This window comes from Secundilactobacillus kimchicus JCM 15530 (genome assembly GCF_001433995.1).
Taxonomy (GTDB): domain Bacteria; phylum Bacillota; class Bacilli; order Lactobacillales; family Lactobacillaceae; genus Secundilactobacillus; species Secundilactobacillus kimchicus.
In genome coordinates this window covers 55,717-80,103 of the sequence record NZ_AZCX01000001.1, presented here as the reverse complement: position 1 = coordinate 80,103, position 24,387 = coordinate 55,717, and the positions used below count along the sequence as shown (strand labels likewise).

General features: G+C 46.6%; 25 protein-coding genes. 8 read left to right on the top strand and 17 right to left on the bottom strand.

Annotated features, from left to right (window positions below; all coding sequences use genetic code 11):
* Positions 1-2 precede the first annotated feature (2 nt).
* From moaA to FC96_RS00430, 3 genes are read right to left on the bottom strand one after another with little or no spacing between them, the layout of a single operon-like run.
* Positions 3-1,001 (bottom strand): GTP 3',8-cyclase MoaA, encoded by a 999-nt coding sequence (gene moaA / locus FC96_RS00440; protein WP_056941606.1) that lies wholly within the window; start codon positions 999-1,001, stop codon positions 3-5.
* Positions 1,002-1,012: 11 nt separating this feature from the next.
* Positions 1,013-1,258, bottom strand: coding sequence for a MoaD/ThiS family protein (locus FC96_RS00435; RefSeq protein ID WP_054660379.1), 246 nt, complete (start codon positions 1,256-1,258; stop codon positions 1,013-1,015).
* A gap of 2 nt (positions 1,259-1,260) precedes the next feature.
* Entirely contained in the window at positions 1,261-1,662 is a 402-nt protein-coding gene (locus FC96_RS00430; RefSeq protein ID WP_056941605.1) for a molybdenum cofactor biosynthesis protein MoaE, read from the bottom strand.
* 156 nt (positions 1,663-1,818) lie between these two features.
* Here FC96_RS00430 and FC96_RS00425 point away from each other — a divergent pair, with 156 nt between their 5' ends.
* The 3 genes from FC96_RS00425 to FC96_RS00415 are packed head-to-tail and all read left to right on the top strand — an operon-like array spanning position 1,819 to position 4,071.
* Entirely contained in the window at positions 1,819-2,301 is a 483-nt protein-coding gene (locus FC96_RS00425) for a flavodoxin domain-containing protein (protein WP_054660377.1), read from the top strand.
* Between the two features lie 22 nt (positions 2,302-2,323).
* Positions 2,324-3,277: a FecCD family ABC transporter permease gene (locus FC96_RS00420; RefSeq protein ID WP_054660529.1), complete on the top strand. Its 954-nt coding sequence runs from the start codon at positions 2,324-2,326 to the stop codon at positions 3,275-3,277.
* Positions 3,274-4,071 carry an ABC transporter ATP-binding protein gene (locus FC96_RS00415; RefSeq protein ID WP_056941604.1) on the top strand — a complete coding sequence of 266 codons (798 nt, stop codon included), beginning with the start codon at positions 3,274-3,276 and terminating at the stop codon, positions 4,069-4,071. The genes FC96_RS00420 and FC96_RS00415 overlap by 4 nt, the downstream gene beginning before the upstream one ends.
* Positions 4,072-4,153: 82 nt before the next feature.
* Here FC96_RS00415 and nrdG read toward each other — a convergent pair whose 3' ends face one another.
* From nrdG to sufC, 7 genes are all read right to left on the bottom strand, one after another.
* Entirely contained in the window at positions 4,154-4,738 is a 585-nt protein-coding gene (gene nrdG / locus FC96_RS00410; RefSeq protein ID WP_056941603.1) for an anaerobic ribonucleoside-triphosphate reductase activating protein, read from the bottom strand.
* Positions 4,739-4,753: 15 nt separating this feature from the next.
* Positions 4,754-6,925, bottom strand: a complete 2,172-nt coding sequence (gene nrdD / locus FC96_RS00405) for an anaerobic ribonucleoside-triphosphate reductase (RefSeq protein WP_056941602.1) — start codon at positions 6,923-6,925, stop codon at positions 4,754-4,756.
* Between the two features lie 220 nt (positions 6,926-7,145).
* A complete protein-coding gene (sufB, locus tag FC96_RS00400) occupies positions 7,146-8,552 on the bottom strand; it encodes a Fe-S cluster assembly protein SufB (RefSeq protein ID WP_054660373.1) in 1,407 nt (468 codons plus the stop codon).
* Between the two features lie 2 nt (positions 8,553-8,554).
* Entirely contained in the window at positions 8,555-9,016 is a 462-nt protein-coding gene (gene sufU, locus FC96_RS00395) for a Fe-S cluster assembly sulfur transfer protein SufU (protein ID WP_054660371.1), read from the bottom strand.
* Positions 8,994-10,241, bottom strand: a complete 1,248-nt coding sequence (locus FC96_RS00390) for a cysteine desulfurase (protein ID WP_056941601.1) — start codon at positions 10,239-10,241, stop codon at positions 8,994-8,996. Before FC96_RS00390 ends, sufU begins: the two co-directional genes overlap by 23 nt.
* The gene (gene sufD / locus FC96_RS00385; RefSeq protein WP_056941600.1) at positions 10,222-11,523 is read right to left on the bottom strand and encodes a Fe-S cluster assembly protein SufD; all 1,302 of its coding nucleotides are present in this window, start codon (positions 11,521-11,523) and stop codon (positions 10,222-10,224) included. Before sufD ends, FC96_RS00390 begins: the two co-directional genes overlap by 20 nt.
* 13 nt (positions 11,524-11,536) lie before the next feature.
* Positions 11,537-12,331, bottom strand: a complete 795-nt coding sequence (gene sufC / locus FC96_RS00380) for a Fe-S cluster assembly ATPase SufC (protein WP_056941599.1) — start codon at positions 12,329-12,331, stop codon at positions 11,537-11,539.
* A 297-nt stretch (positions 12,332-12,628) separates the two neighbouring features.
* On the opposite strand from sufC, the gene FC96_RS00375 reads away from it, so the two are divergent.
* Genes FC96_RS00375 through FC96_RS12805 form a run of 3 tightly spaced genes read left to right on the top strand, consistent with a single transcriptional unit; the run spans position 12,629 to position 15,030 of the window.
* Complete coding sequence (locus tag FC96_RS00375) at positions 12,629-12,856, top strand: FeoA family protein (RefSeq protein ID WP_054660369.1); 228 nt, start codon at positions 12,629-12,631, stop codon at positions 12,854-12,856.
* Between the two features lies 1 nt (position 12,857).
* Positions 12,858-14,849 carry a ferrous iron transport protein B gene (feoB, locus tag FC96_RS00370; RefSeq protein ID WP_056941598.1) on the top strand — a complete coding sequence of 664 codons (1,992 nt, stop codon included), beginning with the start codon at positions 12,858-12,860 and terminating at the stop codon, positions 14,847-14,849.
* Between the two features lie 16 nt (positions 14,850-14,865).
* Entirely contained in the window at positions 14,866-15,030 is a 165-nt protein-coding gene (locus FC96_RS12805; protein ID WP_156403121.1) for a FeoB-associated Cys-rich membrane protein, read from the top strand.
* A 56-nt stretch (positions 15,031-15,086) separates the two neighbouring features.
* Here FC96_RS12805 and FC96_RS00365 read toward each other — a convergent pair whose 3' ends face one another.
* From FC96_RS00365 to modA, 7 genes are all read right to left on the bottom strand, one after another.
* Positions 15,087-17,687, bottom strand: a complete 2,601-nt coding sequence (locus tag FC96_RS00365; protein WP_056941597.1) for a glycoside hydrolase family 3 protein — start codon at positions 17,685-17,687, stop codon at positions 15,087-15,089.
* 259 nt (positions 17,688-17,946) lie between these two features.
* The gene (locus tag FC96_RS00360) at positions 17,947-18,660 is read right to left on the bottom strand and encodes a glycosyltransferase family 2 protein (protein ID WP_056941596.1); all 714 of its coding nucleotides are present in this window, start codon (positions 18,658-18,660) and stop codon (positions 17,947-17,949) included.
* Between the two features lie 79 nt (positions 18,661-18,739).
* The gene (locus FC96_RS00355; protein ID WP_054660359.1) at positions 18,740-19,324 is read right to left on the bottom strand and encodes a uracil-DNA glycosylase family protein; all 585 of its coding nucleotides are present in this window, start codon (positions 19,322-19,324) and stop codon (positions 18,740-18,742) included.
* Positions 19,325-19,490: 166 nt separating this feature from the next.
* The gene (locus FC96_RS00350; RefSeq protein WP_056941595.1) at positions 19,491-20,846 is read right to left on the bottom strand and encodes a threonine/serine exporter family protein; all 1,356 of its coding nucleotides are present in this window, start codon (positions 20,844-20,846) and stop codon (positions 19,491-19,493) included.
* A gap of 155 nt (positions 20,847-21,001) precedes the next feature.
* Positions 21,002-21,172: a 50S ribosomal protein L32 gene (gene rpmF, locus FC96_RS00345; RefSeq protein WP_056941594.1), complete on the bottom strand. Its 171-nt coding sequence runs from the start codon at positions 21,170-21,172 to the stop codon at positions 21,002-21,004.
* A gap of 78 nt (positions 21,173-21,250) precedes the next feature.
* A complete protein-coding gene (locus tag FC96_RS00340; RefSeq protein WP_056941593.1) occupies positions 21,251-22,039 on the bottom strand; it encodes a sulfite exporter TauE/SafE family protein in 789 nt (262 codons plus the stop codon).
* Positions 22,040-22,252: 213 nt separating this feature from the next.
* Positions 22,253-23,035: a molybdate ABC transporter substrate-binding protein gene (gene modA / locus FC96_RS00335; RefSeq protein WP_082593169.1), complete on the bottom strand. Its 783-nt coding sequence runs from the start codon at positions 23,033-23,035 to the stop codon at positions 22,253-22,255.
* Positions 23,036-23,060: 25 nt separating this feature from the next.
* Between modA and modB the strand changes: the two genes are divergently transcribed.
* A complete protein-coding gene (gene modB / locus FC96_RS00330; RefSeq protein WP_215660860.1) occupies positions 23,061-23,717 on the top strand; it encodes a molybdate ABC transporter permease subunit in 657 nt (218 codons plus the stop codon).
* The gene (locus tag FC96_RS00325; protein WP_056941591.1) at positions 23,714-24,346 is read left to right on the top strand and encodes an ATP-binding cassette domain-containing protein; all 633 of its coding nucleotides are present in this window, start codon (positions 23,714-23,716) and stop codon (positions 24,344-24,346) included. Before modB ends, FC96_RS00325 begins: the two co-directional genes overlap by 4 nt.
* Positions 24,347-24,387 lie beyond the last annotated feature (41 nt).

Genomic DNA, 24,387 nt, shown 5'->3' with positions numbered 1-24,387 from the left:
TTCTAACCTCCTATTTGACTCATATGCCGCCAGGTCGGTGCTTTATCAATAATCCGATCCGTTTCGGCCATTGCCATTTCATGGTTCAACGGCTTATTATCGAGCGCTTTTTGAATCAATTGTCGAAAGGCTACTTTATCAGGAATTGCCTTTCGGATATCGATTTCTTCATTCCAATATAAACAGGCTTTGACGTAGCCATCCGCCGTAATCCGGAGGCGGTTACACGTTTCGCAGAACTTGGAACTAATTGGATGAATTAATCCGAAACTACCTTTGTAACCCTCAATTTGATAGTTATCCGATGGTCCATTCCCTCGCAGCTCAATTGGTTGGTAATGTAACCCGTTTTCAGCAGCTGTCTCAAACACGTTTTTCAAGCCCACATATTCCTTCTGCCAGGCCTTCAAGGAGTTGCCAATTGGCATAAACTCGATGAACCGAACGTTGACATCATGGTCCTTTGTATAACGCAAGAAATCTAAGACCTCATCGTCATTTTGCCCCTTGATCAACACAATATTGAGTTTAATTTTTTTAAAATGCAATTGACTAGCCACGGCAATGCCGTCCAAAACCTGCTTAATATTACCGCCGCGGGTAATTTTCTTATATCGATCTGGTTTAAAAGTATCCAAGCTAATGTTGAGGCGATCAAGACCAGCGGCTTTCAAATCGGCCGCCAATTTCCCTAAAAATAACCCGTTGGTCGTGATTGAAACATCTTCGATCCCGTCGATAGCTTTGATGCGCCGCACAATTTCAACAACGTCTGTTCGTAACAGCGGTTCCCCACCAGTGATGCGTACCTTTGAGATCCCCATATCTGCGAAGTTTTGAATCATCAAAACAATTTCATCTTGAGACAAAACACGGTCGGTTGGAAAAAACGGCAGGCCCTCTTTGGGCATACAATACACGCAACGTAAATTACACCGATCGGTAATTGATAAGCGTATATAATCGTGTAATCGATCGTATTGATCATACAATTTATCCATTAAACTTCCTCCTATCCGCCACTGACCGGCGGGATTAGGGCCACTTCATCACCCGGTGCCAATGTCATCGCTTCATCTGATACAAAATCCTGGTTAATCGCAAGCCGAGCTGTTTCTAAAATGGGCTTTGCAGCTGGAAAGCGTTCGATTAATGCCGGCTTAACCGCTTCGGCCGTCGCTTTGTCACCCAAATTAAGGGTGACCGTCTCGCCAAGCTGTTCGCGTAGCATCGCAAACAGCTTTACTTTAAGTTGCATTGTCATTCCCCCCACCGAACCGCATCCGTATCGGTTTCTTTTTTCCAGATTGGAACGTCTTGTTTCAACGTATCAATCAAATATTGACACCACTTGAACGCTTCTGCGCGATGGCCGGCTGCCACCCCCACAAATACAGCCTCGTCTGTTAGTTCTAATCGGCCCAGACGATGGGCGATCACCACACGAGCCCCCTTCGCCTCAATCGGAGCCGCTAGTTTTTCTAACTGTCGCTCAGCCATGGGTTGGTAAGCACTGTATTCTATAAATTGTGTTTCCACGTCGCCGGTCCACTGGCGAACCGTTCCGACAAACGTGACAATGCCACCATATTGGGCATCCTTAAGCCGTTCATAAAGCGACTGCACGTCGATTGGCGATTCTGAAATTTTCAGATAATACATGTTTGACCACCTATCTGGATTGGATTACATGCTAATTATGTCAGAGAAATATTCCAAATTGAATTAGTCAAAACCCTAATAATAACTTCATGAGCGTCATGCTATACTTCTCTATGAAGCATGGACGCGTCAAAAACCTGTTATGGAGGGCTTCAGATGACAAAAATTGCAATCTATTATGCCTCACTAACCGGTAATAATGAGGAGGTTGCAGAGTTTCTCGCAACCGAATTCGCGCGATACGGCCTTAAAGCCCCGCTTACCAATCTTGAGTCGGTCACTGTTGATGATTTGGCAGCACTTGACTTGGCCATTATCGTCCCCTATACCTATGGCGAAGGGGATCTACCAGAGGAAGGCATCGACTTATTTAACGACCTCGAAGCCATCAAGCTACCCCATCTCATATTTGGCGTCGCAGGTTCTGGTGATACTTGTTACGGGGCTACCTTTTGTCAGGCTGTCAACCGCTTCAATGCGCGCTTAGCTTCAACCGGCGCCATCCAAGGGAGCCGACCAGTTTGCATTGATTTAAGAATCGAACACCAGGACTGTGTGGCTCTTAAAGGATTTGTCGCAGACTTGATTCAAACATTAAAGGAGGCTGACACGGGTGAGAAAGCACCACATTTCAACTAATCTCATACTCGGATTAACCCTGATGGTTCTGATCTTACTCGCCTTTTTGGCCCTGACAATGGGCCGCTATCAGCTCTCGTTCGACGATTTACTGACGGCCCTGATCCGGTCGCAGCAAACTTCCCCCATTATCACCAACATTTTATTTAATTTGCGGTTACCCCGTATCTTGGGGGCCATCATCATCGGGGCAGCCCTTGCTATTTCTGGAACCGCTTATCAAAGTATTTTTCAAAATCCACTGGTGTCTCCCGACCTTCTTGGGGTCTCTAACGGTGCAGCCGTGGGGGCCGCAACTGCTATTTTGCTAGGACTCCATCCTTTTGGAACCCAGGTTCTTGCCTTCGGGGCCGGTTTATTAGCGGTTTGCCTCAGTATTGCCATTCCACGCGCAATGGGCCAATCTACAACCCTGTCATTGGTGCTCGCTGGAATCGTTGTGAGTGGCTTAATGCAAGCCATCTTAGGTCTTTTGAAGTACCTGGCAGATCCCGATTCACAACTCCAAACTATTGTCTACTGGCAGCTTGGGAGTCTTTCAAAAATCACTCCAACCAACCTTTTGTCAGTCCTGCCAATGCTGTTTGTCGGCGGTCTGGTCCTCTGGGTGATGCGCTGGCGGTTAACGGTCCTTTCATTGGGCGATCGGCAAGCCCAAGCTCAGGGGGTCAATGTGGTTCTGGAACGCCGAATTGTGGTTGTTTGCGCAACGTTTCTAACGGCCGGCGCCGTTTGTTTGAGTGGCACCATCGGTTGGATTGGGCTCATTGTGCCACACATGGCGCGCTTATTGATTGGACCAAATACCCGCTATGCCCTACCGTTATCCGGCCTTGTGGGCGCCATCTTTTTACTGTTAGTCGACACCCTCGCCAGAACGTTATCAGCCGGAGAAATTCCGTTAAGTATTCTGACCGGCTTCATTGGCACGCCCATTTTTATTTACATTTTACTTACAAGGAAGGTGCGCTTATGACTGCCCTTTTATCGACCATCAATTTAGCCTTTCATTACCCGCGGCGACCAGTCGTTTTTAATCAACTATCCTTTCAGCTGAACCGTGGTGATATTCTGACAATCCTTGGCCCAAACGGCATCGGAAAGTCGACACTGCTCAATTGTATTGTGGGCGGGTTGACGCCCACAGCGGGGCAGCTGTTAATGAATAACCAACCCATTGACCAGCTCACCGTTCGTGACCGCGCTAAAATGATTGCCTATGTTGCCCAGCAAACCGCCAATCAGACGGCTTTATTAGTCCAGGATTACGTCGTGACCGGTCGCACACCCTACTTGTCGTTTGGTCAAGTCCCCGGCGTTGAAGACTATGAACGGGGCGAAGATGCACTCGAAAAACTCGGAATTATTGCATTAAAAGATCAGCCACTCAATACGTTAAGTGGTGGCCAACAACAGCTTGTGACCATTGCCAAGGCCCTTGTTCAAGCCGCCCCACTCATTATCTTGGATGAGCCAACCTCAGCGTTAGATTTTGGTCGCCAACAACTTATCCTCGAATTAATTGAGCGATTAGCGGCCGACGGTTACGCCATTATCTTAACCAGCCATAACCCCAACCACGCCTTCTTGCTCGATCACCAGGTTGGCTTGTTTGCCCCGGATGGACACTTTACCGTAGGTGCCACTCAGACCCTTTTAACGGCAACCGCCCTTAGCCAAACTTATCAGGCCGACTTAAAACTCGTTTATGTCCCTGAACTGGGTCGAACCATTTGTGAAATGCCTCATCGCTTGGTATCACCCAATTAAGCCGTTACAACAAAACAGCTTCAGCCGGCATTGAATCATTGCCAACTGAAGCTGTTTTGTTACGTCGTTATGACCATCAAGGTTATTTCACCAAGTTCGCCCAAATTTCAACCTGGCCAGTGGCCAATGATTTTGGGACATCAATAATCCGTTGGTTGGCACTCCCCCGAAATTGAAGGGTTAGGTCCTTTTGGGCCTCTAAGAAGCGCCCATCCACCAAAATATCGATTAGCGATAATAGTTCTAGTTTGTCGGCAGATTCCAACATTAGTTCGTCCCAAGTGTAGCCCGTCCAACTCCAAATATCTTTTGTGTGACCAAATTCTTGACGAATCCGTTTGGCTAAGCGAATGCAAACCTGCGTATTTAAGAATGGTTCACCACCAAGTAAGGTGAGCCCCTGAACATAAGACTGACTGAGATCGTTAATAATTTGATCTTCAAGCTCTTCAGTGTAAGGTGTCCCAAAGTGAAAGTTTTGAGCCACTTTATTGTAGCAACCGGGACAGTTAAACTTGCACCCACTGACATAAAGGCTACACCGCACCCCCTCACCATCAACGAAGTTAAATGGCTTGTAGCTGGCAATATACTGTTGACTTAAATCAGCCGCTAACCATTCTTGGGGGGCTGGGTTCTTCGGCAACCGTTGTGCCGTTTTTTTCATAAAGCGGCCTTCTTTCTACTGTCTGGCAATATCATTTTGATCGTTACCCAACGTCATGTGCTTCTTTCGACTCGCAATTTCCGTGTGACGGCCATGAACCATCGGGCGTTGGTTAGGATTACCTAGATAGCCACAGGTCCGTTTAACGACATCACAGGTTGCCGGATCATGATTGCCGCATTGTGGACACTCAAAACCACGTGCGGTTGGCTTAAATTCACCCTTAAAACCGCATTCGAAACATTGATCGATTGGGGTATTGGTGCCTAAGTAGCCAATTTTGTCGTATGCAAAATCCCAGACGGCTTCAAGCGCCTTAGGATTCTGTTTCAAATTAGGGTACTCACAGTAGTGAATAAACCCACCCGCACTGTATGGCGGATAATCTTTTTCAAATTCAATCTTCTCAAAGGGCGTCGGCGTTTTACGAACATCATAGTGGAAACTGTTCGTGTAATATTCTTTGTCAGTGACATCTTTCACAGCCCCAAATTTTTTCAAGTCAGCCTTGCAGAACGTGTCAGTTAAACTTTCGGCAGGCGTCGCATAAACGCTGAAATGATACCCATATTCAGACTCCCAGTCCTTACAATGCTGATATAAATCCTTCACAATATCAACCGTAAACTGCTTAGCTTTTGGATTGGTTTCCCAATCTGGCCCGAAGAAAACTGTGCCAACCTCATAAAGCCCGATATAGCCCAACGACACCGTTGCACGGCCATTCTTAAAGAGATCATCCACCGAGTCTTCCGAGTTTAATCGTTTGCCAAAAGCGCCATATTCATACAGAATTGGTGCGTTTTCCGGATTAGCATCCTTTACTCGATTGACTTTGAACACCAAAGCTTCCTTGCAAAGTTGCAAACGGTCCTCTAGCAAGTCCCAAAAGGCCCCTTTGTCCCCTTTAGATTCAAGTGCTAATCGTGGCAAATTCATTGTCACAACACCCAGATTCATTCGACCTGCATTGACTTCGTTGCCAGCCTCATCGTGCCAGCCTTGAAGAAAACTGCGACAACCCATTGGCGTTTTAAACGAACCGGTGAGCTCGACTAATTTGTCATACATTAAGACATCTGGGTACATCCGCTTCGTTGCACAATCCACAGCCAACTGCTTAATGTCGTAATTTGGATCTGCCGGAGTTAAGTTGAGCCCCCGCTTAATAGCAAAAACTAGCTTAGGAAAGATGGCCGTCCGGTGTTCACGACCGAGGCCTTTAATTCGAACCGTTAAAATGGCCTTTTGAATCTCGCGTTCAATCCATGAAGTCCCTAGGCCAAAGCCAAGGGTGGTAAAGGGGGTTTGCCCCTGTGAGGAATACAACGTATTAATCTCATACTCTAGGCCTTGCATGGCATCGTAGATGTCCTTTTGCGTTTTTTGCTTGGCGTAAGCAGCCTGCTTATCGGCTCCGTCAACCCACTGTTGCGCATCGGCTAAGTGTTTTTGATAGTTTTTTTCAGCAAACGGCGCAAGTAGTTGATCCACCCGGTCAGCAGAACAACCGCCATACTGGCTGGATGCCACATTAGCAATAATTTGAGACATCTGAGCGGTGGCCGTTTGAATGGAATGCGGCGTTTCAACCTCAGCATTACCAATTTTAAAGCCGTTTGTCAGCATCTCTTTGAAATCAATTAAGCAACAGTTTGTCATCGGACTATAAGGCTGATAGTCCAAATCATGCCAATGAATATCGCCGTTTAAGTGCGCATTAGCGACCCGTGGTGGTAGCATCTTGAGCCCAATGGCTTTTGCTACAGTTCCAGCCGTTAAATCCCGCTGAGTGTTAAAAACTTTACTATCTTTGTTCGCATTTTCGTTAACAACTGATTCGTCGCGATTCAACAACCGGTCAATCGTGTGATTAATATCAGTAGCGCCGCTTTTAGCCAGTCGTTGCCGTTCTAAGTGTTCCTGATATCGATCGGCAATGGCCGCCATCGCATGCTCATTGAGCACCTCGGTGATGACAGCTGCAATCTCGTCAGTGGCGACCACTGCGTCAAAGCGATCACTAATGATCTGACCAATTTCCGTTTGAACCTGGTCAAGGGCGTCACTAGCTTCAGTAACCTGCTTTAAGCTGGTTTGAATATGGTTAAATGCAAATGGTTCGTGTGACCCGTCACGTTTAGTTACCGTTAAAGTGGTCAGTTTTTGGTTTCGAATTTCTAACATGGTTACCGCCCCTTTATTTGTTTCAGTGCGTTAATCATAGCAACATTCTGTTTTTGATTCAACCATATATTGTACCCAATTTATATTGAGGCACACTATATATTGGGTTATTATCTATTTTTGGAATATTTAGCTAACGTTTCGTTAGTTAAGGCCAGCAAAAAGGAACCCCCAATCGCAGTTGGCGATTGACGGTTCCCCCGTAAAAAAAACTATCTTGTTAGCCGATAGAGCCTTCCATTTCAAAACTTATCAGTCGGTTTAACTCGACCGCATATTCCATCGGAAGTTCTTTTGTAAACGGCTCAACAAAGCCCATGATGATCATTTCAGTGGCCTTTGCCTCAGAAATGCCCCGACTCATCAGGTAGTAGAGCTGTTCTTCAGAAATCTTCGATACTTTTGCTTCGTGTTCCATTGACACATTTGCGTTAGAAATTTCGTTATACGGAATCGTGTTTGAACTTGACTGATCATCCATGATAATCGTATCGCATTCCACATGTGCTTTAGAACCATCAGAATGCCGACCAAATCGAACTGTGCCCCGGTAGTCAGTTGCCCCGCCTGTTTTGGCAATCGATTTGGACACAATTGAGCTTGAGGTATTTGGCGCGTTATGAATCATGCGTGCACCCGAATCTTGGTGAATACCGTTGCTGGCAACAGCAATGGACAACATGGTTCCACGCGCGCCTTCACCGTTCATGTACACGCTTGGATACTTCATCGTGACTTTCGAGCCTAGGTTACCATCAACCCACTCCATCGTCGCGTTTTCTTCAGCAGCTGCCCGCTTGGTTTCCAAACTATAAACGTTGTTCGACCAGTTTTGAATGGTCGTATACCGACAATACGCATCTTTTTCAACGTTAACTTCAACCACCGCTGCATGTAAACTATCAGAAGAATAATTAGGTGCAGTACACCCTTCCACGTAGTCGACACGTGCGCCCTCATCGACAATGATCAAAGTCCGTTCAAATTGACCGGAGTTTTCAGCGTTCAATCGGAAGTACGACTGGATTGGCGTTTTTGTTTGGACTCCTTTAGGCACGTAGATAAATGAACCACCAGACCAAACGGCAGCGTTTAAGGCCGCAAACTTATTATCTGTGGGTTTGACCAGTTTACCAAACCACTTTTTGAACAATTCCGGATAATCGCGCAAAGCCGTGTCCGTGTCTGTAAAAATAATGCCAAGTTTTTCAAAGTCTTCTCGCATGTTATGGTAAACCACTTCTGATTCGTACTGGGCACTAGAACCCGCCAAATACTTGCGTTCGGCCTCTGGCACACCTAACCGGTCGAACGTCTTTTTCAAGTCATCTGGCACCTCTTCCCAATCCCGATACTTCTTATCAGTCATTTTCTGGTAGTACAACATATTTTTAAGATCCAGTTCACTGAGGTCTGGTCCATAATCCGGGAAAGGCATTTTTTGATAGGCTTCATAGGCCTTTAACCGATACGCCAACATCCATTCTGGTTCGTTCTTGGCCGCCGAAATTTCGCGAACGGTCGCTTCTGTGAGACCACGACCAGTAGAATAGGCCGGTTTCACGTCATCGTGGAACCCAAATTCATAGTCTTCGTCTTTTGCCACGATATCAGGTACTTCTGACATAGCTATTCCTCCTCTTCTGACGGCTTGTCGTTCAATAAGGCGCGCTGAAGGGCCCACCATGATAAGGTGGCACACTTGATACGCGCAGGAAAACTCATAATACTCGACAAAATAGCCGCATCTTCAAGTTGATCCAAGTCGGCCTGGTCATGCGTCTTGCCCATCACCATGTCCGAAAACGTTTTGGCCATATGTAAGGCCTCTTCTTTACTCTTCCCCAACACCGCATCCGTCATCATACTGGCACTTGATTGACTAATGGTACACCCTTCACCGGTAAAACCGATGTCTTCAATATGCTCGTCAGCTGACAGCTTGATTTCCAGATTAATCACATCCCCGCAAGTCGGATTTTTAAGCGTGATCGTGTGGGTCGCGGCATCCAGAGCATGCTTGTGATGCGGGTGATCAGAATGATCTAGAATCACTTCGCGGTATAAACTACTTAGTTTCGACAGTCCCATGATTGAAGAACTCCTTTGTCTCAGTTAACGCAACCAACAATTGATCAGCATCAGCTACAGAATTATACAGGTAAAAACTCGCCCGCGCCGTTGCTGTTAATCCTAGATAGGTCATCAAAGGTTGCGCACAGTGGTGACCCGCTCGAACGGCGACGCCCTCCATGTCTAAGGCTGTTGCAACGTCATGCGGATGGAGGCCATCTAAGTTAAACGCAATGACCCCGGTGTGATTGGCCGGATCCTGAGGCCCATAAACCGTTACTCCTGGCATTTCCGTCAGTTTTGGCAATAAGTAGTTAACAATCTCGTGTTCGTGGGCCTGAACGGTTGGCATGCCCACCGCTGTTAAGTAATCAACTGCAGCTCCCAGCCCAACGGCTCCCGCGATATTTTGGGTGCCAGCTTCAAACTTGTAAGGTAATTCAGCCCACGTGCTGTCAAACTGATGCACAAAGCCAATCATTTCGCCCCCAAATTGGTAGGGTGGCATTGCTTCCAGTAGGGCGCGCTTTCCGTAGAGCACCCCAATTCCGGTAGGCCCCATCATTTTGTGACCAGAAAAAGCGTAAAAGTCGACATCCAGATCCTGAACGTCAACTGCCATATGAGGCACCGCTTGCGCCCCGTCCCCGACAAAGATGGCACCGTGATTGTGCGCTATCCGAGCCAGCTCTTTAATGGGATTAATGGTCCCCATCACATTGCTGGCGTGGGCAACCGCCACAATTTTAGTGCGATCGGTAATTTTGGCCTGGGCATCATCCAAATCCAATTGCCCATCAGCTGTTAAGTTGATGTATTTTAGGGTCGCGTTTTTGCGATGCGCCAGCTGTTGCCAAGGAATCAGGTTACTATGGTGTTCCATAATTGAGATGACAATCTCATCGCCAGCAGCCACATTTTGTTCCCCATAAGTGCTAGCCACCAAATTTAGACCATCCGTTGTACCCTTGGTAAAGATGACCGTTTCTGGTTCGGCAGCGTTAATGAAGGTCTGGACTTTTCGGCGCGCTTGCTCATAATCAGCGGTCGCCCGTTCTGCTAAACTATGCACGCCCCGGTGGACGTTCGCATTATCCGTTTGATAAAAGTGGGTCAGCGCCGCAATCACCTGGTTAGGACGCTGGGCAGTCGCGGCGTTATCTAGGTAGACGAGCGCTTCATCATTGACGGTCTGATCCAACACCGGAAAATCAGCGCGAAGGTTATTTAAATTTTTGACCATCCTCAAGCTTCCTTTCGATAACATCCGTTAATTCTTGACGAACCGTTTTTGATGGTACCGCGCTTAACACGGCGCCAAGAAAACCACGAATCACTAACCGCTGAGCCTTTGCTTTGTCAATGCCACGACTCATTAGGTAGTACATCTGATTTTGATCAATTTGCCCGACACTAGCTGCATGTCCAGCAACAACGTCGTTTTCATCAATTAAAAGAATCGGATTAGCGTCACCGTGGGCCTTATCAGACAACATCAGCACTCGATTCTCCTGCTCAGCGTTGGCCCCAGAAGCACCGTGAATAATATCGCCGATCCCGTTGAAAACCAATTCAGACTTTTCCAGTAAAACACCCCGTTGAAGAATGTGACCAACTGAGTGTTTCCCACGGTTAGTGACCCGGGTGTTAATCCCATTTTTCTGCTTACCCGTCGTCACTGTAATCACTTTCGCATCGGCATGCGATCCTTCACCTTGAAGGTCAGAATCAAAGTCAGCAACCGTGTTACCACCATTTAAGACACCAACGGCCCAATCAATAGTCGCATTCTTGCCAATTCGCGCTCGTCGATTAAGATAGGCCGTCGTCTGTTCACCGAGCTCATCTAACGACGAGAACCGCACGTGGCTATTCGGCCGCGCCAAAATTTCCGCAACACAGCTAGCCGCATTTGATTCATCACCGGCCGTGGTGAGATGTTGGGTGAAAGAGAACTCAGCACCCTCTTCAGCAATAATCAAAACGTGCGAAACCATCGGACTTTTCCGGGTACTATCTTGGACAAAGTACGCTTCAATCGGCTTATCGATCACCACGTTTTTGGGCACGTAGAGGAACAAACCACTGTTTAAGAAAGCCACGTGGTGCGCTGTGAGCCGATCCTCACCCGCGTTGATGATCTTATCCATAAAGTGCTTTTCCGTCAGCCGCGGATGCTCCCGGAAAGCGCTAAAAATATCGGTTAAAATGACGCCAGCTTCGTCTAATTCATCTGGTAAATTAACCGCCACCGTTGTTTGACCAATCTGGACAAACTGAATGTGGGTGTCATCAAACTCAATCCCGGCTGCCAAGGCTTTATCGGATCGCTGCCACTGCAACGGGTCAATTGGCGTTAAGGGCCAGCGATGGTAATCGAAACGCCGAACTTCGGGAAGTGGCAAGTCGACCATTGCATCAACTGCCGCCGTCCGCCGATCAGCCAACCAGTGCGGCTCGCCATGCTCGTTAGCTGCCTCTAATAGGCTGGCCTTCAAGGCTTCGTAATCTTGAACAGCTTCCATACTTAGTCCCTCCTCAGTTTTCATCAACTAGGGCAACATCTAACCCTAACTCATCACGTAACCCAGCATAGCCTTCTGACTCAAGTTTTTGGGCGAGTTCAGCACCACCAGACTTCACGATCTTGCCACCCATCATGACGTGTACGACGTCAGGTACGATGTAGTTCAATAGCCGTTGATAGTGAGTAATAATCAGCGAACCAAAATTCTCGCCGCGCATCGAGTTAACGCCCTTCGAGACCACCTGGAGAGCATCGATATCCAGCCCAGAGTCAATTTCATCCAAGAGTGCAAAAGCCGGTTTGATCATCAGCAATTGCAAAATTTCATTCCGTTTTTTCTCACCACCCGAGAAACCTTCATTGAGGTAGCGTTCCGTCATGGACTCGTTCATATCAAGCAAGGCCAGATTTTTGTCGAGTTCCTTTAGGAAGGCCATCACCGAGATTTGATCATCGTCAGGCCGCCGAGCATTAATGGCTGCTCGCAAAAATTCGGCGTTGGTCACGCCTTGAATTTCGGCTGGGTACTGCATCGCTAAAAATAGCCCTTTCCGTGCTCGTTCGTCTACCGGCATCTCTAAGATACTTTCGCCATTTAATAAAATATCCCCCTGAGTCACGTGGTAGGCCGGCTGACCCATAATTGTCTGCGAAAGAGTGGATTTCCCAGTTCCGTTGGGGCCCATGATGGCGTGAATCTCGCCCGTATTCATGGTTAAATTAACCCCTTTTAAAATCTCACGTTTCGTTTGTTGTTCTTCATCTTCGACTTCAACGTGTAAATCTTTCACTTCAAGCGTTGCCATATGATATCATCCTCCATCATCTTTATATTCAGCGATGCGATTCAAAATAGTCGGGTGTTTTAATATTCCACTGGTATGTAGCCTTTAAAAATGAGATAATGGTGTGAATATTAGAAAACCAATCATTTTTGTCTCTGTGTTAGCATAGTATCATTATAACCACGCGATTGTCCAAATTAAATTAGGCAATTCCCCCATATGCACTTTTTCGGAGAAGTGGCACAATGTAGCTATAATAGGAATAACAACAGCTTTTATCTATTAAGGATTGGAATATTTTTGAAAGGGGCACTTCATATGCAACTCACTTTCTCTAAGACTAATTCATCTGGATACACCATCACCGGTTTTCAAGGCATCGACCAGGCAACCTGCCAACGTTTACATAGCCTCGGACTGCAATTAGGTAGTGTGGTGAGACTCGTCCGCCAATACCCCTTTCACGGCCCCGTTATCATTGAAGCTGACAACCAACAAATTGGCATCCGTTATGCCGTCTTCAAACGATTGACTGGAGGGTACTAATATGACAACGGTTGCACTTCTTGGTAATCCCAATACTGGTAAGAGCACCCTGTTTAACGAACTGACGGATAAGTACGCCACCGTTGGTAACTGGACGGGCGTGACCGTCGAAAAAAAATTAGGCACCATTAAGCACTCTCAAGTTGATGTCGTGGACTTACCGGGCGTCTATTCACTCAATCCCATTACAAAAGATGAAACGGTCGTCACCCAATACCTCTTACATAACCACCCAGATTTAATTTTAAACGTCACAAACGCCAACCAATTGAAGCGAAACCTGCTATTATCCATCGAATTGTTGGAGTTTGGCACCCCCGTCATCATTGCACTGAACATGATTGATGACCTAAAACGGTCGGGGCACTACTATAACTTTGAAACCCTTTCTGAAAATCTCGGCTGCGGCATTCGGGCGACGAACGCCAGAAGTAAGGAGGGCCTTCAACAACTCCGCGAAGAACTTGTGAGGTCGGATTCACCAACCATTAACCAGCCGCTGCAACTGAATTATCCCTTTATGATTAACCAAGCCATCCGTCAGGCCAGTCAAGCGCTAATCGCTGACTATGGCTACCCTCAGAAGTTCGCGCGCTGGCTCGTCATTCAATTTATGAACAAAAATAAGGTGGTTCGCGATTACGCGACCCACCATCAACTAACCCCACTTCTTAATCAACAGCGTTATTACGATGCCCAAGATTTTGAGGATGATATTTTTCAAACCCGCCTCGCCTTTATCGAAGACACCCTGAAGGCCGCCAGACAAACACTCAGTACGACAACGCACGTTGAATTAACAGCCAAAATTGACCAGTGGATTACCCACCCACTTCTCGGATTACCCGTCTTTATCGGCATCTTTTACTTAATGTTCAAATTATCGTTCGACTGGGTCGGTACGCCGCTGTCAGACACGTTAGACGCCTTCTTATCCGGCCCGCTTTCAACCGGCGCAGCCCATTGGCTGACAAGCATTGGGGCAATCCCGTTACTACGATCACTGATTGTTAATGGCCTGATAGCCGGGGTCGGCGGCGTATTAGTATTTATCCCTCAGATTTTTGTCCTGTTCGCCTGTATTTCAATTCTTGAGGACTCTGGATACATGGCGCGGGCCGCGCTAGTGACCGACCGAATCATGCAACTGATTGGATTAAATGGTAAGGCCTTTATTCCATTGATTATCGGCTTTGGATGCAACGTCACTGGCATCATGGCAGCGCGAACCATTGAGCAACCAAACGAGCGCCTTATCACAACCCTTATTTCGCCATTCATGAGTTGCTCTGCTCGATTACCCATTTACAGTTTATTCGTCGCTGCGTTCTTTCCACACAATCAAGCCTTGATTGTCCTATCAATTTACTTCTTAGGAATTATTGTCGCTTTACTCATGGCAAAGGTTTACCAGATCTTATTTAAGGTCAAGGAAAATACCGTCTTTATCGTTGAACTTCCTCAATACCACATCCCCCGCCTCGACGTTATCTGGCACGGGACCTGGGATAAGGGAAAGGGGTTCATCAAAAAAGCTGGCACTATCATCTTTGCTGGCACTGTTCTCATTTGGCTATTATCTAATCTGGGCCCAACCGGTCTAGTGACGTCAATTGATCACAGTTTTTCCGCACAGTTAGGAAAATTGATTCAACCACTATTCGCGCCAATTGGGATTTTCTCCTGGCAAGCCATTAGCGCACTCTTTACCGGAATTCTTGCGAAAGAGGTTATTACCTCCAGCATGATGGTGCTGTTTCACACTGGGAGTCAAGCGGGCTTAATTGCCTTAATCGGCCAATACTTCACCCCACTTTCAGCGTACTCCCTGCTAGTCTTTATCCTGTTTTACGTGCCCTGCTTTGCTACGATTGGGACCATAAAATCGGAGACCGGATCAGGTAAATGGGCGCTCTATTCGGTTGTTTCTAGCTTTATTATTGCTTATGCCTTATCGTTTATTATCTACCAGATCGGGATTTTGTTTATTTAGTAAGGGGGATTCTACAATGAATTTGATCATCAATGGTGTCATTATTGCCGCAATTCTCGCGTTGGCCGGTTATCAAATTGTCCGGGCAGTTCAGCGGTCCAAAAAAGGCAAGTGTGCCGCTTGTGACTACGATTGTGAAGCTAAGAAAATGATGGAACAGGCCAAAAAACAGGCCATGTAAGCCACGTAAAAAGTCGAACACTTGAGTGCTCGACTTTTTTTATTGGCCAACATATCCTAATACGGCTGACCATTCGATACCATAGTCGTGTTCACCGTTGCTGGCGTTGCGCTAGGAACCGACACGTGATACTTGTCAGCGAATTGGTCACTATTCATTACCATCGATAAAATGCGACTTGCTGAGCGCGCCATATCAGCCCGCGTTTTGGCATCTGCGGCATTTGCGAGAAAGACTTGGGAACCCCCTGGCATAATCAGATCATTTCCTGCAGCCATCACTTGGGCGGCTGAAAACAGCCCGGGTAGACTAAACCAATCCGTCATGACCGCACCCTTAAAGCCCCATTGATCACGTAAAATCGTGGTCAACAGATCCTTGTTGGCAGCTGTATACGTACCATTCAGTTTATTATAGGATGACATCACGAACTGCGGTTGGGCGTCCTTAACCGCAATCTCGAAGCCCCGTAGGTATATTTCCCGGAGTGCTTGTTCGCCGACCACACTGTCTGAAGTCATCCGGCTGTTTTCTTGGCTATTAACCGCAAAGTGCTTGATTGCCACTCCTAGTCCCGTTTCTGATTGAACGCCACGGGTTTCAGCGGTGGCCGAAATACCCGAAACAAGTGGGTCTTCCGAGTAATACTCGAAGTTTCGACCACCTAATGGATCACGCTGGATGTTCATTCCTGGCGCAAGCCAAGTGGTCACCCCCAGCGCCTTCATTTCGTTAGCCGTCGCCCGACCCATTTTTTCAATCAGAGCCGGGTCCCAAGCCTGCGCAATTAATGTCCCAATTGGCCACGCCGTTGCGTAATTGTAGTAGGTTTGACCGTTTTTGACGTACGTCTGTGGCAACCGAATACCAGCAGGACCATCAGCGTTAACTGTGACCGGGATTCCCAAACTATCAGCATAGTTGTCAGTCGTTTGTCCGGCGGCATATGGTAAAGCGGTCGCCGCGCCACCAATCACCCCGCCAGGACCGCCAAGTTGATTCTTAATCCCTTCTCGGCCAGCCTCTGTTAATGGGTCAACGTTGCCCTCCACAATGTTAGCAAGCTGCTTCGTGGAAAGACCAGCAACAAACTGAGCCATCGTCAATCGTCCATCATAGACGTCTTTTAATGTTGCATTTTTGATTGTAGAACCGGTGCCGGTGATTGAAGGTGCCACCACCTGCTTTGTCTCCGCTTTTGCTCTAAGTGCTAATGGCTCAAGCTTAATTTGTTGCGCCTTTGCAATCTGACCAGCTTGCCCAGCAGGTTCATACGATTTGCGGTCGCCTGTTAAAGTGGTCGGATCCTCTGCGGGAGCGGCAGCATTCGACAACTGTTGAGTCTGAACTTTTTGGGGCAAGTTCAAAACGGTGGCCACTCGAGTATTCCGAGAGCTATCACCCACCCGCATTAGATACTTGCCAGCACCCATTGCAAATGTGTGAGATTGGGATTCATAACTCGCCATATCAGTAACTTTCATCCCCAAGCGAACTATCTGAGACTCTCCTGGCGCCAAGGATTTAGTTTTGGCATAGGCTCCCAAGTTTTGAAATGCTTTAGAAACGTCACCCTTCGGTGCAGAGTAATAGAGTTGAACCACATCTTGCCCCGAGTACCGGGTCCCCGTATTCGTCACTTTCACTGAAGTCGTATATTGACCGTTTTTAACCGTTGCCTTTTGCGGCGCTAGCTTGAAGGTTGTGTACGACTGACCGTAGCCAAACGCGTACTGCGGGGTCACGTTATATGAATCAAAATAACGGTAACCAACAAAAATGCCTTCTGTGTACTTCTCAGTCCCCGTATAATTATCGTCATTTGAAAACGTTCCGGCTGCTGGATAATCCTGGTACTGTTTGGCCCAAGTTGCCGTTAACTTCCCTGAGGGATTAACTTGACCAGACATGATTTCAGCAACTGCAGTTCCCATATTCTGACCACCTTGAGAAACAAGTAAAACACTATCCAGATCAGGATCTTCAGTTACAAAACTCGTATCGATTGGTCCGCCTACGTTCAATAGGACCACACTTTTATCATAGTGTTCAGACATCAGCTTAATATTTCGTTTTTCAGTATTAGTCAGTTGGTAATCGCCACCCGAATTCTTGCGGTCATTACCTTCCCCCGAAGACCGCGAAATGACGTACACCCCAGTCGTGGCTTCCGCGCCATCAAAATCGGCTTGAGTTAGCTGAGGATCCTGATATTGAAATGCTCCGGCAAACGGTATTTTACCGAGTGTACTTTCATACAATTTTTTTTGCCCGTCATACTGACTCGCCATCTTAGTCAGCCAATCTGTCGAACTAATTTGATACCCCCCTTGTTTGAGACCTGTCCAGATGTTAATCACCTGACGTGGGTTAACGTCACCAGATCCCGTTCCACCTTTGTAGGTGCCATACGCGCCACTGCCAAAAAGAGCAATCGATTGCCCATTCGAGACTGGTAAGGCTTGGTGCTTGTTTTGCAAAAGAACCATCCCTGAGGTTGCGATCTGCGTCGACAATTCACCATTACTCCGTTCAAGCGTTGTTTCGGTTGGCGATGTAACAAGCGCATGCGCGACAATCGTTGAACTTCCTAACCCTGCCGCCACAATGGCCGCCACCCCTAATCCTCGGCGAACCCGTTTCGATACCCGTTTCATGACATCTCCTCCGTTGATTTAAAGTAGTGGCATTATAGACTGAAACAGAAAGCGGTTTCAACAAAAGACACGCTGACCAGCCAAAGTCGGCACATTCCGACAGTTCTGTCTGTAACGAAACGGTTTTGCACAATCGTTTGATTACGACTCATCGACAACTCATGGATATAAAAAAGACCAGCTAAAAGCTGATCCAAGATACTACTGTTAAAACGCTTTTTGCATAGCACAATAATACAAATTTCGCTATACAATTACTTCAAAAATAGCGCCCCATCTCATCAATCTGGTTGAATATTTGGTTTTCCACTGATCGGTCTTTAAACGAACGAGTATGAATGGTACTCGTCGCTCGATTCACTTTTTTGTACTTCACAGCTGGGTCAAATCGATATTGGCCTGGTGTTTTGGCCACAAACGTTGCCGTAAACAAATAGTCTTCTGCAATGGTGAGGTGCTCATCAAAACGAAGTCCGATCTTTTCAATGGCCTGCCGATCATAAGCTTTATTCCAGATGTATCCGCCAACGGCCGTACCGCGCCGACTCACCTGATCAAACATCTGCCGTTGATTCAGTGTCTCATATCGATCAGATTCGCGATCCGATGGCCGCCACCACTCGTAACCAACCGCGACTGCAGGCACGCCCGCTGTAAAACCCGTAATCAATGTTTGGGCATAATCCGGCGTCACTAAATCATCACCGTCAACAAAGGCAATCGCATCTGCCGTGCTGTGGGCAATTCCATAATTGCGAGCCACGGAGACGCCTTGATGGTGATCAAAAACCACTGTATGGAAGTTCGGAATTCCCGCTGTAAATTTTTGGGCAACTTGTGCTGTTTTATCGGTAGAGTGATCATCTACAAGCCAGAGCTCAAAATCAACAGTTTGTTGCTTTAAGGTTTGTAACGTTTTGTCGAGATACGATCCAAGATTATAAGTCGGCACCACAATGCTAAGTTTGGTCATATTTTTGCCCTTCCTTTGTACTGTTGGCCTCATTATGCCTGAATTTTAAAATTCGTCAACGAATTAGCTTATGGATCAATCAAACAGAAAAGATAGGCAAAACGTGCCATTGTAAAGTCGGCACAACCGACGTCTCAAACCAAGGATGTTGCTTTAGCCACCCCCGGTTTAAGGGTGACGGATGTACCAGGGGAAAGTATTTTGGCAGATACTGGTCAAAGTGTTCGACAGTTGCCGTTAAGGTTGGCTCTCGGGATTGACCTAAATAATACCGTTGGGCATACTGACCAATTAAAAGTGTTAATGCAATATTAGGCATGAGCGTCAGCAACGGCTCGTGCCATTTTTCAGCAAATCCCTTGCGCGGTGGTAAATCCCCATGAGGACCCTTCCCCGGATAATAAAAGTCTAACGGTAAGACTGCAACTTTACCGCTGTTATAAAACTGATCTTTTGTCACCCCCATCCAATCACGCAACCGGTCACCACTTTTATCATCCCAAAAGACCATGGACTCCTGTGCTCGGCGACTCGGAGCCTGACTAATAATTAAGAGTTCGGCTGACGGGTCGACATGAAACAAGGGCTTAACCCCCTGTTCGGTAAATCGCTTATTTTGTGGGTCTGTTTGAATTGCTTGAACAATCTCTTCTCGTGTCACCATATACCCCCTACAAGTTTTAGTCTAACCATAGCACAATGACCATAAAAAATGGACTTATCCTAATGAGACAATCGTCCCTTGAATAAGTCCATTCTACCTAAAAACCAGTTTCGATGGCTAAAACGCCCACATCTTGGTCATTCAAGCCACCTGTCCCACTTTTGATCTAATCGAAATGACGCCAATCCCGATCAAATAAGAATCTGGCAACAAATAATCCGAAAGGTAAAAACATAATAATTAAAATAGCTCTGGTCAGCCAAAGGGCCCCAATGCCGATCGCATTTAATCCAATGTAATAAACACCACGATAAATGTATAAGCCTGGCACCATGATCACGATGGCTGGAACGGTTAACGAAATCCGTGGATAGCCGTTATAGCGGTTGATCGCCGAAGCGAGTAACCCGGCAACCAATGCGCCAATGAAAGCGGCGGCGCTGGCTGGCATTGAGGTTAAGTCGACCAGCTCCAGTCTTAACGTATTCGCTACAGCTCCGATTAACCCTGTTGTAATAGCCATCTTCTGGGTGCTGTTAAACATCATGGAGAACCCATAGACCCCGAAAAAACTAGCCGGAATTCGCAACAACATTAGTGGCACAACGCCGAGACCTAATGAGGCAAAGTCCTCTGGCTTAAAATGAACGATTAAGGCTACCAACCAGCCAACCAATGTCGCAATTAAAGTGATCATAATGGCATAAGCCAAGCGCTCTAGTCCCGAACGCATGTCTAACTTTGAAATATCCAGCATGCTCGTAATGAACGGAAAACCCGGAATCACAAACAACATGGCTCCAATATAGCCTGCTTCATGATGGCCACTGATTTGAAAGTTATATTGTAGGACTTTAAAAATCACCAGGTAAACCAGACAAGCTAACGCAACGCCGACTGCCGTATTCGCAACCGTCGTCACGTGACGATCAATCATTTTTCGCCGGGTATAATTGCCAACCCCGGCGCCAAAGAAACAGCCCACCATTTCGGCAGGACCCCCACCAAGTAAAAAAATAAAGGCGGCACACGCCAACGCTGCTGCAAGACCAGCCATCAGTGGTGAATAGTTTCCCGGGGTCTTTTGAATGTTATCCATCAGATGGTGAATTTGTTGAATTGTCAGATGGGCGTACTTGGTTTCAAAGTCATTCACAAAATGCTCCAATGTATTCAGCCGGTCTGTGTTCACCCCGGTGTTAGGCAGCGCCAATGTTTGTGAATAACTGTGATCTGGGTCAAAGCAAGTATATTCAATGGCCGTTAGTCCCATATCAGCCGAGCAAGTGACGCCCAATATTCGAGCGATTCGGTTCATGGCGTCACGCACCCGCCACGCCCCAGTGCCACACGCCAGCATTTGAATGCCAATTCGGCCGACAATAGAAGACTTATCCTTGACGCTCGCCTCAGTGGCTGGGACGTCCTCTCCCCGGACAAACTTCCCCCACTGAATTGTCATGTGGTGATTGTTCGAAAGATGATATGTTCCCTGTGGTGATACCTTTTCTGATTTATCCATTTGTCACCCAACCAATTCTCTGGCCCGTTTGGGTCGTCTCAGATTCATACGATATTTATCATACGGTGAATACGTAAAATCTGCAACCAAGACGAAATCAAAAAAAGCCCGCCAACGTTAGCGTTAGCGGGCATGAAACCGGTATCAAATGGAATTTACCGGTCTAAGACTTTCTTACCATTGTAAAACCCGGTTGGCGAGACATGGTGACTGAGGGTATATTCACCCTGCTTGGGATCCCAGTGAATCGCTGGGGCACTTAACTTCTGATGAGCGCGGCGCTTGTTCTTCTTTGTTTTGGAAGTTCGTCTTGCGGGTACTGCCATTCTAGTCATCTCCTGGATTTAAATCGTAATCATTACCGTTATTGTAGTATGCCCGAAATTGGGCATGATGTCAACAACTTATTTAAAATAAGCTTTTACGAACAAATCAATAGCCAGCACAATCGCCGCAAGCGCAATCAATGATCGCAATAATTTAATATTCACATGACGGACAATTACCGGTCCCAAGTAGCCGCCAATAAATAAGCCGATCCCCATCACCAACACAAAATGCCACACAATATGCGAGCGAAAAATGAAAATAACGGTGGCCACGAAATTACCAGCAAACGCAATGACGTTTTTAATCGCATTAACCACTGCAAAGTCATCATCCAAAATCACCGACAGAAACGCTAAGAATAATACCCCGCCTGCTGCACCGAAGTAACCAGTATACGCACCAACAAGAACAATCCCCAAATAACTTGCCAGAAGTATTAAGAACCGTTTAAGTGGATGCTGACGCGCCGCCTTTAACGCATCCTTGGATGAGGATGAACCCGTCTCACGCCCTGATATGAGTAACATCAACGCCGCAATTAAAATAAAAAAGGGCACGACCTTCTCAAAAGACTCAGCTGGTGCCGCCAACAATAGCCAGCTGCCACCGACACTGCCAAACAATGATAGGGCAACAAACAGACTAACTTGCCGCCAATGACCCCGCAATTCTTTGATTGAAGACGTAATCGCCCCCAAACCAGAAAAAATTAAGGCCGCCGTATTCGTGACATTGGCCAAGACTGGTGGTAGTCCGACTGCTAACAACGCAGGATAAGAGGCAACGGAAGCCAGGCCAGCAGTTGAGGCTAATAGGCCGGCTGCGACACCGGCTAAAAACAGGAAAATGATGGTACCCAAGATTTGGCCTTCTTTCAGAAAATATACCGTTTTATTTTAAACCTATTTCCGTGACATTATACAATTATTCACCCCTCAACTGTCAATTGGCATATCCGCCCATTACTGGCTAAGTATCGCAGAGACCGATTGATAACGTTGTCAGATAACAAAAAACAGTACTATATAAAAGTAGTACTGCTTGCTGACGATTCTAATTGTCATTAAAAGCAGGTTTTAAATCTTAAAACCATAACCCGCCAAGATCTTTTCGGCCGTATCCGTTTGCAGATACGCCAGGAACTTGTTGGTTTCATCCTTAACTTTACTATCGTTCACAACGTCGCTGTAGTAACCAATGGCATCGTGGAGCTTAGCTGGCACTTTATAGATAACTTTGACTTTTTTCGAGATTTTTGCATCCGTCTGGTAGACAAATCCAGCCTGCGCATTGCCTGATTCAACGTATGACAGTACTTGGCGGACGTCTTGGGCTCCGACGTACTGATTCTTCAAAGCCGTGTATAAGTTTAAATTTGTGAGGGATTGCTTCGCGTATTCGCCAGCGGGAACCGAATCCACGTTTCCAATGGCAATTTTATCCGTTCCTTTGAGGTAACTTTTTACCTGACTAGCCGTCAATGTATCCACTTTGGCTTTTTTGTTGGCGACAATAACCAGTTCATTGCCCGCAAACTTGGTTTGGTCACTGGCTAGTTTAGCCTTTGTTAACGCGCTACTATCCGCTTCACTAGCCAGCAGCACGCCATCAACTGGTGCTCCAGATTTTACCCGTTGCACAATTTGACCAGAACCGGCATAATCAATATCAACCTTAATATTAGCGTTTTTCTTTTCGAATTTGGCCTTAATATCGGTCATTGAATCTTTTAGACTCGCTGCTGCCGAAACATGAATAGTGGTCTTTTCAGACTTATCTGCGGCAGACTTTCCACAGCCGGTTAACAGGATGGCACCGATGGCAATGGGTAAAACCTTCAGCATCGTTGTCTTTTTCATCATATATCCTCCTAAGGAGCTTTTTATGCCAATCATCCATTCAATGACGATTGCCACTTGCGCCACCATTATAGCATTTTTTATAGCGCTTCCAATCAGTTTTTCGTTATCAAATAAACGCGGAATATATAAAACGATTGTTGAAATTGTTATAACCCTCCCGATGGTCCTACCACCAACCGTCATTGGTCTTGTTTTACTGAATACGTTAGGCCGCAACTCAGGCTTAGGGGCGTTTCTATGGGACCGGTTTAACTTTAGCGTGATCTTTACTTTAACCGGCGCAGTCATCGCCACAACCATTGTGGTTCTGCCCATCATGTATCAAGGAGTCAAGTCGGCTTTTCTAACCATTGATCAAAGTTTGATAGACGTAGCCAAGACGCTATCGGCGACGCCCCTACAACGCTTTTTTCGAATCATCCTTCCTAACTGCTGGCCAGTAATGCTGTCTGGCATCCTTCTCAGCTTTTGCCGGGCTTTAGGCGAATTTGGTGCAACCCTGATGGTCGCCGGCTATATTCAGAACAAAACGGATACCATCTCAACCAGCATCTACTTTCTCATTCAAGACGGTCGAACGCAGATGGCCGTCTACTTAGCTGTCGTGAACTTATTTATCGGACTCGTGGCGCTACTCGTCATTCAATTATTGGGTAAAAAGGACGTGATCAACAAATGACGCTAACCATTGATTTCTCCAAAGTACTTGGTGTTCAAAAATGGACGTTATCCGCTACCTTTGACCAACCCATTACGGCGATCATGGGCCCAAGTGGCGCCGGAAAAACCACACTGTTTAAGTGTATTTGTGGTCTCTTGCCCGTTGATAACGGAACCATCGTCTTTAATGGCGTAAACTGGGAAAATGTTCCAACCGAACAACGGCGAATCGGCTATCTTCCCCAAGACTTAGCCCTGTTTCCTAATTTAACGGTCGCCGGAAATTTAGGATTTGGACTATCCGTTAGCCACGTTGATCGATTAACGATCAGTCAAAAAGTGACGGAAATCGCTAATTATCTCAATATCGAACACCTTTTGAACCGGCAAATCAGCGCTTTATCGGGTGGCGAAAAGCAGCGGGTGGCCATGGGCCGCGCCTTGATTGTCAATCCAGCACTACTATTGTTTGATGAACCCTTTAACGGATTAGATGAAGCAACCCGACAGGCCTGTCTAGAGCTGGTTAACAAAATCGTTGCGGATAAAAACATCCAACTCTTACTCATTACCCACCATCAGCAAGAGGCCGATGCCCTCACCAAAACGGTCTATATAGTAGAAAACGGCATGCTTAAACTGAGTTGATTTGGTCTTTTTATCAGTGTTAACTGATAACTCCGTCGAAA